The 12,995-nt window shown below is 71.5% G+C and carries 8 protein-coding genes; 2 read left to right on the plus strand and 6 right to left on the minus strand.

The genetic code is table 11. The annotated features are described in order from the left end of the window. Nucleotides 1-368: 368 nt before the first annotated feature. Complete coding sequence (locus tag ABTY15_RS04405) at nt 369-1,292, minus strand: ABC transporter substrate-binding protein (protein ID WP_350575803.1); 924 nt, start codon at nt 1,290-1,292, stop codon at nt 369-371. Between the two features lie 580 nt (nt 1,293-1,872). Between ABTY15_RS04405 and ABTY15_RS04410 the strand changes: the two genes are divergently transcribed. Together ABTY15_RS04410 and ABTY15_RS04415 are read left to right on the plus strand one after the other, a co-directional pair. Beyond that, entirely contained in the window at nt 1,873-3,069 is a 1,197-nt protein-coding gene (locus ABTY15_RS04410) for an NAD(P)-dependent malic enzyme (RefSeq protein WP_350575806.1), read from the plus strand. A gap of 89 nt (nt 3,070-3,158) precedes the next feature. Then, nucleotides 3,159-4,121 (plus strand): zinc-binding dehydrogenase, encoded by a 963-nt coding sequence (locus ABTY15_RS04415; protein ID WP_350575808.1) that lies wholly within the window; start codon nt 3,159-3,161, stop codon nt 4,119-4,121. An 88-nt stretch (nt 4,122-4,209) separates the two neighbouring features. Here the strand turns inward: ABTY15_RS04415 and ABTY15_RS04420 are convergent, their stop codons facing one another. From ABTY15_RS04420 to ABTY15_RS04440, 5 genes are all read right to left on the minus strand, one after another. Beyond that, nucleotides 4,210-5,235 carry a helix-turn-helix transcriptional regulator gene (locus ABTY15_RS04420; RefSeq protein ID WP_350575811.1) on the minus strand — a complete coding sequence of 342 codons (1,026 nt, stop codon included), beginning with the start codon at nt 5,233-5,235 and terminating at the stop codon, nt 4,210-4,212. Between the two features lies 1 nt (nt 5,236). Beyond that, entirely contained in the window at nt 5,237-6,148 is a 912-nt protein-coding gene (locus ABTY15_RS04425) for a DUF4097 family beta strand repeat-containing protein (protein WP_350575814.1), read from the minus strand. Between the two features lie 208 nt (nt 6,149-6,356). Then, a complete protein-coding gene (locus ABTY15_RS04430; RefSeq protein ID WP_030057990.1) occupies nt 6,357-6,536 on the minus strand; it encodes a DUF6104 family protein in 180 nt (59 codons plus the stop codon). A 47-nt stretch (nt 6,537-6,583) separates the two neighbouring features. Continuing rightward, nucleotides 6,584-8,605 (minus strand): serine/threonine-protein kinase, encoded by a 2,022-nt coding sequence (locus ABTY15_RS04435; RefSeq protein ID WP_350575817.1) that lies wholly within the window; start codon nt 8,603-8,605, stop codon nt 6,584-6,586. Nucleotides 8,606-8,900: 295 nt separating this feature from the next. Continuing rightward, nucleotides 8,901-12,665, minus strand: coding sequence for a multifunctional oxoglutarate decarboxylase/oxoglutarate dehydrogenase thiamine pyrophosphate-binding subunit/dihydrolipoyllysine-residue succinyltransferase subunit (locus tag ABTY15_RS04440; protein WP_350575820.1), 3,765 nt, complete (start codon nt 12,663-12,665; stop codon nt 8,901-8,903). Between the last annotated feature and the right edge of the window lie 330 nt (nt 12,666-12,995).

The raw sequence follows: 12,995 nt of genomic DNA on the forward strand, positions 1-12,995 counted from the left end.
GGCGGCACACCGGGGCAGCAGGCCGTACGGCGCTGTACGGGTGTATTTCGCTGTACGTCGTCGTACGTTGCAGGGCCAGGGGTCGTGCAGTCCCGGGCAGTGGGCCGCCCGGGGTGGTACGAGGTACTGCTTCCGCCACCCTCCGCCGAGGTGGACGTTGACCGAACCGCCTCGACCAGTGGCCGGCTCGATCCGAGATGGGGGGAATCCTGCCATCTGAGGACGGTCAGGTGGCCCTCATTCAGATCAAAATCGGATAACGAGGACTCAGAGTGTCCGCTATTCGGACGAATTCCGAGCCCCTGTCACCCTGCGTATAAGTATGCAGAGCCCGCTGCTCTCTGCCCCGGAGGCCCGCCGCCCGCAGGTCAGATGCCCCCGTTGATCACCGCGTTCTGGGCCGCGCCCGCGCTGACGTTCCACTTGGTGAGAATCTTGTCGTACTCGCCGCTGCGGATCAGCTGGTCGACCGCCTTGGCGACCGTGTCGCGCAGCTGGGTGTCCTCCTTGCGGACCGCGATCCCGTACGGGTTGGAGGTGGACTGCGCGCCGGTCAACTCGAAACGGCCGTCGGTGCTCTTCGCGGCGTACGCGGCCACCGGGAAGTCGTTCACACCGGCCGCGGCCCCGCCCGAGGCGACCTCGGCCAGCGCCTTGTTGTCGCTGTCGAAGCGGCGCGGGGTCAGCTGGCGGCCGGTGCGGGCGCAGACGGCCACCTGGCGGGTGATGATCTCGTCCTGGGTGGTGCCCTGCTGGAGCGCGACGGTCTTGCCGCACAGGTCGTCCAGGCTCTTGATGCCCTTGGGGTTGCCCTTCGGGACGACGATCGAGGTGCCGGCGATGAAGTAGTCCACGAAGTCGACGCCGGGGTTGACCTGCTTGCCGTTGTCGTCCAGGCCCTCGCGGCGGACCCGGATGTCGCTGATCGCGGACATCGCCACGTCGAACTGCTTGCCCTGGAGACCCGGTACCAGCTTGTCGAACGGGGTGTCGACGTACTCGATCCGCACGTCCATGATGCGGCCGAGCGCGGCGGCGATGTCCGGGTCGAGGCCGTCCGGCTTGCCGTCGGCGCCGTGGAACTCCACCGGGGCGTAGTTGACGTCCATGCCGATGCGCAGCACGCCGGCCGAGCGCTGGGCCTTGGGGAGCTTGTCGCGGAGTTCCTTGACCGGGTCGGCGGAGGCGGACTGCCCGCTGTCGCTGCTGCAACCGGTGAGCAGCAGGGCCGTGGCGGTGGCGAGCACGGTGCAGGCGAGGGCCGGCCGACGGCGGCGGGGGCGGTGGTGCATATGGGTTGCTCCTGTGGGAGGGACGTGCGAGCGCCACGTTGTCGCGGAGGTGTACGCAGGATGGCGGACAAGCGATCCTGCCATCCCGCCCTGCCGGGCCCGGCGGCGGGTGTGTCAGAATTCGGATCCGGGTGACCCCCGAACGCTCGAACCAGACCGCCGAGTCCCGACAGGCTCGGGGTGCTCAGGAACGGAAGTCATCACGTGGCTCCGTATCCGAGGCGCCGGCTCCCCTTCGCGTCTGCGTTCACTCCTGCGGGTGCGCGTGCGCCATCGCCGTTGCCGCCGCCGGAGCCCGGCGCTTCCGACGCCGGGCCCCTGTGACGCGACAGCTCGGCGATGAATTGCACGTGACGAGGACGAAAAGGCATAGGTGCGATGCCTTTGTCCGACCTACGCTCGGCCCGGAAGCAACAACGCCGACTAACAAGACCCATAACCCTCATCCGAGGGCGCCGCTCGACGGCAGCGCCCCGACCCTCTCCCGGGTCCGCTTCGGCGTACCCGGTTTCCGGCTTACCGGACGGGTCGCCTCGTCCGTCGACCGCGTCCTCGCCAGATCAATGACGAAGAGGTCATCGTGGCAGCGGAGATCATCACCAGCAGCACCCAGGACACCGACGATCCGGTCGACGCCGTTTTCGCGCTCCACCGCGGCGGCAAGATGGAGATCCGGGCGACCGTCCCGGTGCGCGACGCGGACGACCTGTCCCTCGCCTACACCCCCGGTGTCGCCCGCGTCTGCACGGCCATCGCCGAGCAGCCCGAGCTGGTCAACGACTACACCTGGAAGTCCAACACCGTCGCGGTGGTCACCGACGGCACCGCGGTGCTGGGCCTGGGCGACATCGGCCCGGAGGCCTCGCTGCCCGTGATGGAGGGCAAGGCCATCCTGTTCAAGCAGTTCGGCGGGGTGGACGCCGTCCCGATCGCGCTGGCCTGCACCGAGGTCGACGAGATCGTCGAGACCGTCGTCCGGCTGGCGCCCTCCTTCGGCGGCGTCAACCTGGAGGACATCTCCGCCCCCCGCTGCTTCGAGATCGAGCGCCGGCTCCAGGACGCCCTGGACATCCCGATCTTCCACGACGACCAGCACGGCACCGCGATCGTCACCACCGCCGCCCTCTGGAACGCGGCCAAGGTGACCGACCGCGAGATCGGCTCGCTGCGGGCCGTCATCTCCGGCGCCGGCGCGGCCGGCATCGCCATCGCCAAGATGCTGGTGGCGGCCGGCATCGGCGACGTCGCGGTCTGTGACCGCCGGGGCGTGGTGTACGAGGGCCGTGGCGACCTCACCGACGTCAAGGCCGAGATCGCCGCGCAGACCAACCGCAGCGGCCTGAAGGGCTCGCTCGCGGACGCGCTGGCCGGCGCGGACGTGTTCATCGGCGTCTCCGGCGGCACCGTGCCGGAGGAGGTCGTCGCGACCATGGCCGAGGGCGCGTTCGTCTTCGCGATGGCCAACCCGAACCCGGAGATCCACCCCGAGGTCGCGCACAAGTACGCGGCGGTCGTCGCCACCGGGCGCAGCGACTTCCCGAACCAGATCAACAACGTGCTGGCCTTCCCCGGCATCTTCGCCGGCGCCCTCCAGGTGCGGGCCAGCCGGATCACCGAGGGCATGAAGCTGGCCGCCGCCAAGGCGCTGGCGGGCGTCGTGGCCGACGAGCTGACGCCGCAGAAGGTCATCCCCTCGCCGTTCGACGAGCGGGTCGCCCCGGCCGTCACCAAGGCCGTCGCCGAGGCCGCCCGCGCCGAGGGCGTGGCCAGAGCCTGACGACGGGGCCGTAGCCGATCTGGGGCCGGGACGCGCGTCACATCGACGCGTGGTTCCCGGCCCCGGCCGTCGGGGCTATCGTCCGGATCATGTTTGCTGCCTACGCCGCACGAATCGATGCCGACGACCCGCTGAGCGGACTGGAGTTGGGCGAACTCCCCGAGCCGCAGGCCCGACCCGGGTGGAGCGTGGTCACGGTCAAGGCCGCCAGCCTCAACCACCACGACCTGTGGTCGCTGCGCGGGGTCGGCCTGCCGGCCGAGAAGCTGCCGATGATCCTCGGGTGCGACGCCGCCGGCGTCGACGAGAACGGCAACGAGGTGGTCATCCACTCGGTGATCGGCCAGACCGGCCACGGGGTCGGCCCGAACGAGCCGCGCTCCATCCTCACCGAGCGCTACCAGGGCACCTTCGCCCAGCGGGTGGCCGTCCCCACCTGGAACCTGCTGCCCAAGCCGGCCGAGCTGAGCTTCGAGCAGGCCGCCTGCCTGCCCACGGCCTGGCTGACGGCCTACCGGATGCTGTTCACCAACGCCGGCGTCAAGCCCGGCGACACCGTGCTGGTGCAGGGCGCGGGCGGCGGGGTGGCGACCGCGCTGATCGTCCTCGGCAAGGCCGCCGGCCTGCGGGTCTGGGTGACCGGGCGGGACGAGGCGAAGCGGCAGCGGGCCGTCGAGCTCGGCGCCGACGCGGCCTTCGAGAGCGGCGCCCGGCTCCCGGCCCGGGTGGACGCGGTGATGGAGACGGTCGGCGCCGCCACCTGGTCGCACTCGGTGAAGGCGCTGCGCCCGGGCGGCACGATCGTCATCTCCGGTGCCACCTCCGGCCCCAACCCGCGCGCGGCCGAGCTGAACCGGATCTTCTTCCTGGAGCTCAAGGTGGTCGGCTCGACCATGGGCAGCAAGGAGGAGCTGGCCGGGCTGCTCTCGCTCTGCGCCACCACCGGCGTCCGGCCGGTGATCGACTCGGTGCTGCCGCTGACCGAGGCCCGGGAGGGCTTCGCGCGGCTGGCCAAGGGCGACGTCTTCGGCAAGATCGTCCTCACTCCGTGAGCCCGGCCCCGTCCCGGGCCTGAGACGGCACGACGACCGGCCCGGCGCTCTCCCCCGAGCAGCACCGGGCCGGTCCGTCCCCCGTACGTCAGCCGAGCAGGCGCTTGAGCCGTTCGCCGGCGGTGCCCAGCACCGTGCGGGCCTGCTCCAGCCGCTCGGCGGTCACCCCGCTGTCCCGGGCCGCGTCGCGGACCTGGTCGCGGAAGCGGTCGAGCAGCCGCTCCAGCTCGCGGGCCGGGTCCTCGGCGGGGTCGGTCCGCGCCCACGGCGGCAGGTCGGCGGGGGCGGTGGCCGGCTCGTCCTTGTCCAGGTCGATCCGGGTGACCGTGATCTGCTCGGCCGGCTCCTCCGCCGGGTGGCCCCAGCGGGCCGCGTCGGCCAGCCCGGCCAGGCCCTTGGTGAGCTCGGACAGGCCCTCGGCCAGTCCGGTCGGCCAGTCGCCCTTCGCGGCGTGCTCGCGCACCTGCTGCTCGACCCGGCGCTTGATCCGCAGGGCCTCCTGCTGGGCGGCGGTGCGGGCCGCCCGGGACTGCTCGCGCAGCCGGCGGGCCTCCTCCTCGGCGGCCTTCGCCTTGGCCTTGGCGGCCTTCTCCTGCTCGCGGGCCTTCTTGGCCTGCTCCTTGGCCTGCCGCTTGAACTGGTTGAACTCCTCCCGGGCGCGCTGCCAGGCGTCGGCGTCCCCCCAGGGGCCGGCCCACGGGTCCCCGTCCTCGGCGCGCTCCGGCCGGGGTGCCGTCTTCGCGGCGTTCCACAGCTCCTCGCGCAGGTCCTTGGCGCTGTCCCGGACGTCCTCGCGGATCGCCCCGGCGAGCTGGGCCACCGAGTCGTGGATCTCCAGCTCCAGCTCTTCCAACTCGCTCTGGCGGGCCTCCAGTTCGGTCCGGCCCGCGTCGGTGAGCCGGTAGACCTTGCGACCGCCCTCGGTGCTGTGGGTGACCAGGCCCTCCTGCTCCAGCTTGGCGAGCCGCGGGTAGACCGTGCCGGCGGACGGCGCGTAGAGGCCCTGGAAGCGCTCCTCCAGCAGGCGGATCACCTCGTAGCCGTGCCGGGGGGCCTCGTCCAGCAGCTTCAGCAGGTAGAGCCGGAGCCGGCCGTGGCCGAAGACGGGGGTCATCTCAGACCTCCTTGGTGAGGTCGGGCTTCGACGCGGCGGGGTCGCCGGCGGTGAGCTCCTTGGCCGGGGCGTCGTCCTCCGGCTCGGGGCGGCGCAGCACGGTGACGGCGCCGGAGACGGTGGTCACGGCGAGCTTGCCGCGGCCGTCGCCGAGCTGGCCGGAGAGCTTCTTGGCGCCCCAGGCGCTGTTGAGCTTGAGCTCGTCGAAGCTGCTGGAGAGGTCGCCGCTGGTGGAGCCGGCCTCGACCTTGGCGTCGGCCAGGGACGGGATCCGGATGACGACCGGGCCGCTGACGGTGGTGACCTTGACGTCGGCCGGGCCGGCGACGTCGAGGTCCAGGGTGACCGCGCCGGTGACGGCGTTGGCCTGGACCTTGTCGGCCCGGCCGGCGACCACGGTGAGCTGGCCGGAGACGCTGTTGACCTTGAGCTGGCCGGCCACCGACTGGGCGTCCACGTCACCGGTGATGGTGTTGGCGTCGGTGCGGCCGGTCAGGCCGACCAGGGTGGCGTCGCCGCTGGCGCTCTGCACCGAGACGTGGCCGGAGACCCCGGAGACGGTGGTGCCGGCCGCCACGGTGCCGACCTTGACGTCGGTGCCCGCCGGGACGGTCAGGGTGACGCCGGCGACCCGCTTGCGCTTGAAGGAGCTGAGGAAGCCCTTCACCGAGTTGACCGACTTGAGCCAGTCGCCGAACTCGCCCCAGCTGTTGATGTCCTTGTAGGTGACCGTCAGGACGCCGTCCACCAGGGTCACGTGCAGCGGGTCGCCGCGGAGCTCGGTGACCTCCAGCCGGGCCGGGCCCTCGGCCGCCACCACGTTCACCGTGCCGTCGATGACCCGCACGTGGAGCGCGCGGACCGCGTCCTCGACGGTGATCCGTTCGGGCCCCTCGACCGTCCACTGGTTCATCTCTGCCGCCTCCCGTTGTGACTCGCGATGTATCGCGTTCTCGTTTAAAGACGATATATCGCGTGGCGGGAAAAACAAGCCCGCGGACCCCCGATCCCGACCCTGAGCCGTCCCGGAGGTCTCCCCTACGGGGCTGCGGGGGCTGTGGGGGCATGCAAGAGGCCCGGGGGCAGTCGCCTCCCGGGCCTCTCACCTGCGGTTCACCGCGTCACTCGTCGTCCTCGTCGTCGAGCCGGGCCAGCCAGGTGGCCAGCCGCTCGACCGGGATCTCGAAGTCGGGGTTGAGGTCCACGAACTCGCGCAGACGCTCGGCCAGCCACTCGAAGGTGACCTCCTCGTCGCCGCGCCGGTTCTCCAGCTCCTCGATGCCGCGGTCGGTGAAGTACACGGTTCCACTCCGGTCCGATGGGGATTGACCTGGTCAGGATAGTCCGGTCAGCTGGCGCGCCAGGTGCTGACGGTGACCTTGGCGGCGCCGGTGGTCGGGTCCGCCGTCTCGATCGTCGCGATGGCGATGTTGCGGGTGACCCGGTCACGGACGCACAGCAGGCGGCCGGGCGCGACCCGGTTGTACGAGAGGTCGGTGTCCGGCCGGGAGTCGATCGCGACGTTGCACTGCTCGGGCGTCACGGTGGGCTCGGTGATCACGGCGAAGTCCGACTTGTTGTCGCCGTAGCTGGCGAAGCCGTTGGCCTTGCTGCTGCTGCCGTTGGCGGCCACCCCCAGGCCCCACTTCAGGTCGGTGCCGTGCGGCACGACGGTGCCGCTGTCCAGGTCGATCCGGTAGGTGTCGGAGGAGTACTCGGCGGCCGGGATGGACAGCGACTTCTTGTCGAGCAGCGGGGCGTACCCGGCCGGCCGGGCCGGCGCGGTGACGCCGCTGCCGGAGGACTTGGTCGGCGAGGGCGCGGCCGTCACCGGGGCGTTGGAGGAGGCGGAGCCCGGGGTGGTGGCGGAGCCGGACGCGGCCTGGGTCGGCGCGGCCGCCGGCGTGGACGTCCCGGGGCCGCCGCCGCCGGTGGGCTGGGCCGGGGCCGAGCTGGCGGAGTCGCTCTTCTTGTCGTCGCCCAGCTTCTTCATCAGCACGATGCCGCCCGCCGTGCCGCCGACCGCCATCACCAGGGCGACCGTCAGCAGCACCTTCCAGGAGACCCCGCCCTTCTTGGCCTTGGGCGCCGGCTCGGGCTCCTTGGTGGTGGTGACCACCGGGCCGGGCGGCGGGGTGTCGAAGGACGGCGGCTCCGGCTGGAGCTGCACGGTCGGCGGGGAGGGCAGCACCGGGGCGGTCGGGGTCTCGGTGGGCGGCTGCGGGGCGCCGTACGCGCCGACCGGCGGCGGGACGAAGCCCTGTGGCGGCCCGAACGGCTGTTGCGGCGCCGGGGTCACCGCGGTGGCCGGGTGGGTCGGCGCGTAGGTCGGCGCGGTGACCGGGGCGGCGGCCGGCGGCGGGGGAGTGGCCGGGACGGCCGGGAGCGGGGTGGGCGGCGTCGCGGGGACGGCCGGCACCGGGGTCGGCGGAGTCTTGGGGAGGTCCGAGCGGCGGGTGATCTCGGTGTTGACCTCGCGCGGCAGCCAGTCGTCGCCGAACCGCAGCTGGCCGCCGACCTCCGGGTGGTTGCGGGCGACCTGGATGATCTCGGCGGGCGTCGGCCGGTCCTCCGGGGACTTGGCCAGGCAGCGCAGGACCAGCTCGCGCAGGCCGGCCGGGACGGTCTCCAGGTCGGGGTCCTCGTGCACCACCCGGTAGAGCACCGCGGTGTCCGGGCCGTCGCCGAACGGCGCGGCGCCGCCGGCCACGTAGGCGGCCAGGGCGCCCAGCGCGAACACGTCGGTGGCCGGGGTGACCGGCTTGCCCTGGGCCTGCTCGGGGGACATGAAGGCCGGCGAGCCGATCCGGTAGCCGGTGCCGGTCAGCGCGGTGGCGTCGGCGGCCCGGGCGATGCCGAAGTCGATCACCCGCGGGCCGTCCCCGGCGACCAGCACATTGGCCGGCTTGAGGTCGCGGTGGACCACCTCGACGCTGTGGATCGCCTGGAGCGCCTCGGCGATGCCGCCCATCAGCAGCAGCACGGTGCGGACCGGCAGCGCGCCGTTCTCCCGCACCACCTGCTGGAGGGACGGGCCCGGGACGTACGCGGTGACCAGCCAGGGCGCGTCCGAGTCCAGACCGCCGGAGTCGATCACCTGGGCGGTGTAGAGCCCGTGGATCCGCTGGGCGTTGCTGACCTCCTGGGCGAAGCGGCGGCGGAACTCGCTGTCCTCGGCGAACTCAGGGCGGACCACCTTGAGCGCGACCGGGCGCCCACCCGGCGTGTACGAGAGGTAGACCCGGCCCATGCCGCCGGCACCCAGCCGGGCGAACAGCCGGTAGCCGCCGACCTCCCGGGGGTCGTCCGGGAGGAGGGGCTGGAAGACCGGCGGGAGCTTGCTGGCGTCCCGAGGCGTGTCGGCGGTCATGTGTGGTGATCCCCCTGGGAGAGCGGTGAGGTCGTGCGGCCGGCCCCCGGGCGCGATGACGGGCGCCCGGGCGGTGGTCCGGCGAGGCATAACCTATCGATCCGTCAGGTGGGCGCGCAGGTCGGACCCGGATTGGTTGCAGAGCTGCGACCTTGACATGGCGTCACCGGGAAGCCGTGCGGCGGATGGGGCCCCGGGAAACGCCTGCGGCCCCCGTCCTCCCTGGTCGGGGAGAGCGGGGGCCGCGAAGGCGTTCGACGTCAGAGCGTCAGGCCGATCTGATCGATCGCATCGATCAGATCGAGAAGACCTCTTCGATCAGCGCCTGCTGCTCGGCGCCGTGGCGCTTGGCCGAGCCGACCGCCGGCGACGAGGCCGCGGTACGGGCGACGCGGCGCAGGCGCGCCCCGTTGGCGCTGCGGCCGATGACGACCTGGAGGTGGTCGACCAGGTTCATCGCGATGAACGGCCAGGCACCCTGGTTGGCCGGCTCCTCCTGCGCCCAGATGAACTGGACGTTGTCGCCGTAGCGGGCCAGCTCCTCCTGGAGCTCGGCCACCGGCAGCGGGTAGAGCCGCTCGACCCGGACGATCGCCGTGTCGGTGACGCCGCGCTCGGTGCGCGCCGCCTCCAGGTCGTAGTAGAACTTGCCGGCCGTGATGACGACCTTGCGGACCTGGGCCGGGTCGACCGTGGTGTCGCCGATGACCGGGCGGAACGAGCCGGACAGGAACTCCTCGGTCGCACTCGCCGCGGCCTTCAGACGCAGCATCGACTTCGGGGTGAAGACGACCAGCGGCTTGTGGTGCGGGTTGTGCGCCTGCCAGCGCAGCAGGTGGAAGTAGTTCGACGGCAGGGTCGGCATGGCGACCGTCATGTTGTTCTGCGCGCACAGCTGGAGGAAGCGCTCCGGGCGGGCGGACGAGTGGTCCGGGCCCTGGCCCTCGTAGCCGTGCGGCAGCAGCAGGGTGACGCCGGAGTGCTGGCCCCACTTCTGCTCGGCGGAGGCGATGTACTCGTCCACCATGGTCTGCGCGCCGTTGACGAAGTCGCCGAACTGCGCCTCCCACATGACCAGCGCGTTCGGGCGGGTCAGCGAGTAGCCGTACTCGAAGCCCATGGCCGCGTACTCCGACAGCAGGCTGTCGTAGACGGTGTAGCGGGCCTGGTCCTCGGTGAGGTACTGCAGCGGGGTGTAGTCCTCGCCGGTCTTGCGGTCGATCAGGACGGCGTGCCGCTGGCCGAAGGTGCCGCGGCGGCTGTCCTGGCCGGCCAGGCGGACCGGGTGGCCCTCCATCAGCAGCGAGCCGATGGCGAGGGTCTCGCCCATCGCCCAGTCGATGGTGTTGTCCTCGACCGAGGCGGCGCGGCGCTGCAACTGCGGCAGCAGGCGCGGGTGGACGGTCAGCCAGTCCGGGTGGTTGACCTGGGAGGCGGCGATCCGCTTGACCATCTCCTGGGAGATGCCGGTCTGGATGTTGACCGGGAAGTCGGCGACCGGCTTGCCGTTGGTGGCGTCGGCCGGCGCCTGGGCCGCGTCGCGGACCTCGGCGAAGACCTTCTCCAGCTGGCCCTGGAAGTCCTGGAGCGCCTGCTCCGCCTCTTCCATGGTGATGTCGCCGCGACCGATCAGGCCCTCGGTGTACAGCTTGCGCACCGAGCGCTTCTTGTCGATCAGGTCGTACATCAGCGGCTGGGTGAACGACGGGTTGTCGGCCTCGTTGTGACCGCGGCGGCGGTAGCAGATGAGGTCGATCACCACGTCCTTGTGGAACTCCTGGCGGAACTCGAAGGCGAGCCGCGCGACGCGGACCACGGCCTCCGGGTCGTCGCCGTTCACGTGGAAGATCGGGGCCTCGATCATGCGGGCCACGTCGGTGCAGTACATCGAGGAGCGCGAGGACGCCGGGGCGGCGGTGAAGCCGACCTGGTTGTTCACCACGACGTGCACGGTGCCGCCGGTGCGGTAGCCGCGCAGCTGCGACATGTTCAGGGTCTCCGCGACGACGCCCTGGCCGGCGAAGGCCGCGTCACCGTGGATCTGGATCGGCAGCACCGGGAAGGTGGTGCCGCCCTGGTCCAGGATGTCCTGCTTGGCGCGGGCGATGCCCTCGACGACCGGGTCCACGGCCTCCAGGTGGGAGGGGTTCGCGGCGAGCGAGACCTTGATGGTCTCGCCGTCCAGGCCGGTGAAGGTGCCCTCGGCGCCCAGGTGGTACTTGACGTCGCCGGAGCCGTGCATCGACTTCGGGTCGAGGTTGCCCTCGAACTCGCCGAAGATCTTGCCGTACGGCTTGCCGACGATGTTGGCCAGCACGTTCAGGCGGCCGCGGTGGGCCATGCCGATGACGGCCTCGTCGAGGCGGTGCTCGGCGGCGGAGTCGATGGTCGCGTCCAGCAGCGCGATCAGCGACTCACCACCCTCCAGCGAGAAGCGCTTCTGCCCGACGTACTTGGTCTGCAGGAAGGTCTCGAAGGCCTCGGCCGAGTTCAGCCGGCGGAGGATCCGCAGCTGCTCCTCGCGCTCCGGCTTCGCGTACGGCTTCTCCAGGCGCTCCTGAAGCCACTTGCGCTGCTTCGGGTCCTGGATGTGCATGTACTCGATGCCGACGGTGCGGCAGTAGGTGTTGCGCAGCAGGCCGAGGATGTCGCGGAGCTTCATCATCTTCTGGCCGCCGAAGCCGCCGACCGCGAACTCGCGCTCCAGGTCCCACAGGGTGAGGCCGTGCTGGACGACGTCCAGGTCGGGGTGCTTGCGCTGCTTGTACTCCAGCGGGTCGGTGTCGGCCATGAGGTGGCCGCGGACCCGGTAGGAGTGGATCAGCTCCATGACGCGGGCGGTCTTGTTGACCTCGTCGTCGTGGGTGGTGGCGACGTCGGTGGCCCAGCGGACCGGCTCGTACGGGATCCGCAGCGACTCGAAGATCTCGTCGTAGAAGCCGTTCTGGCCGAGCAGCAGCTGGTGGATCGTGCGCAGGAACTCGCCGGACGCCGCGCCCTGGATGACGCGGTGGTCGTAGGTCGAGGTCAGCGTCATGATCTTGGAGACGCCGAGGCGGGCCAGGGTCTCCGGGGCGGAGCCCTGGAACTCGGCCGGGTACTCCATGGCGCCGACGCCGATGATGGTGCCCTGGTTCTGCATCAGGCGCGGCACGGAGTGCACGGTGCCGATGCCGCCGGGGTTGGTCAGCGAGACCGTGACGCCGGTGAAGTCGTCCATGGTCAGCTTGTTGGCGCGGGCCCGGCGGACGATGTCCTCGTAGGCCTGCCAGAAGCCGAAGAAGTCGAGGGTCTCGGCCTTCTTGATGGCCGCGACGACGAGCTGGCGGTCGCCGTTGGGCTTGACCAGGTCGATGGCCAGGCCGAGGTTGATGTGCTCCGGCTTGACCAGGAAGGCCTTGCCGTCCTCCACCTTGTAGCTGTGGTTCATCCCCGGGTGGGCCTTGATGGCCTGGACCAGGGCGTAGCCGATGAGGTGGGTGAAGGAGACCTTGCCGCCGCGGGCGCGCTGGAGGTGGTTGTTGATGACGATGCGGTTGTCGATCAACAGCTTCGCGGGCACCGCGCGGACCGAGGTCGCGGTCGGCACCTCCAGCGAGGCGTCCATGTTGGTGGCGACGGCCTTCGCCGGGCCGCGCAGCTGGACCAGCTCGGGGCCGGCCGGCTCGGCGGGGGCGGCCGGGGCCGGGGCGGCGGCCTTGGGGGCCGGCGGCGCGGCGGGGGCCGCGGCGAGCGGCGCGGCGACCGGGGCGGCCGGAGCCACCGGGGCCGGGGCCACCGGGGCGGCGGGCGCGGGCGCGGGCGCGGCCGGAGCAGCAGCAGCGGCGGGCGCGGGGGCAGCGGCAGGGGTCGGCGTGGGGCCGGCCTGGGTCGCGGCCTGGGTCACTGGGGTCACCTCGGTACCGGGCTTGTAGTCGGCGAAAAAGTCCCACCAGGCTCGGTCGACCGAGTTCGGGTCCTGGAGGTACTGCTGGTAGATCTCGTCGACGAGCCACTCATTGGGGCCGAAGCCAGTGGAGCTTGCCGAGCTGTTGGGGGTTTCAGGGGACTGTGGCGACACGGCGGCAACCGCCCTCTTCCGCTTCCTTTTGGGATGTTTGGACAGCGGGGATTAAGGCTACGCCCCTGACCAGTGATCGCGCAGTCCCCGGGGCTCAGGCGTCGCCCAGATCACAGTCCTGACCTGGGATTTGGCTGAAAAAGTACGTTAGAAAGCCGTATCTGAGGGGAACCGATCGGGCCCGACCGGGGTCTATATCCGGATGAAACCGGACAAAGCCCCAGCTGAACCGTTCGACGATCTTCGTGTACGTCTGTGTCGTATCTGTGACACAAACGCCCTGCGGGCGGCCTGGACGATCCGACGAGTCGCCCCGGCCCGCCCGGTCCC

This window comes from Kitasatospora sp. NPDC097643 (genome assembly GCF_040302625.1).
GTDB lineage: Bacteria > Actinomycetota > Actinomycetes > Streptomycetales > Streptomycetaceae > Kitasatospora.

What these genes read in the sequence shown, in the direction of transcription:
- ABTY15_RS04405 (WP_350575803.1), bottom strand. Translation starts at nt 1,292, where the DNA reads ATGCACCACCGCCCCCGCCGCCGTCGGCCGGCCCTCGCCTGCACCGTG.
- ABTY15_RS04415 (WP_350575808.1), top strand. Translation starts at nt 3,159, where the DNA reads ATGTTTGCTGCCTACGCCGCACGAATCGATGCCGACGACCCGCTGAGC.
- ABTY15_RS04420 (WP_350575811.1), bottom strand. Translation starts at nt 5,235, where the DNA reads ATGACCCCCGTCTTCGGCCACGGCCGGCTCCGGCTCTACCTGCTGAAG.
- ABTY15_RS04425 (WP_350575814.1), bottom strand. Translation starts at nt 6,148, where the DNA reads ATGAACCAGTGGACGGTCGAGGGGCCCGAACGGATCACCGTCGAGGAC.
- ABTY15_RS04435 (WP_350575817.1), bottom strand. Translation starts at nt 8,605, where the DNA reads ATGACCGCCGACACGCCTCGGGACGCCAGCAAGCTCCCGCCGGTCTTC.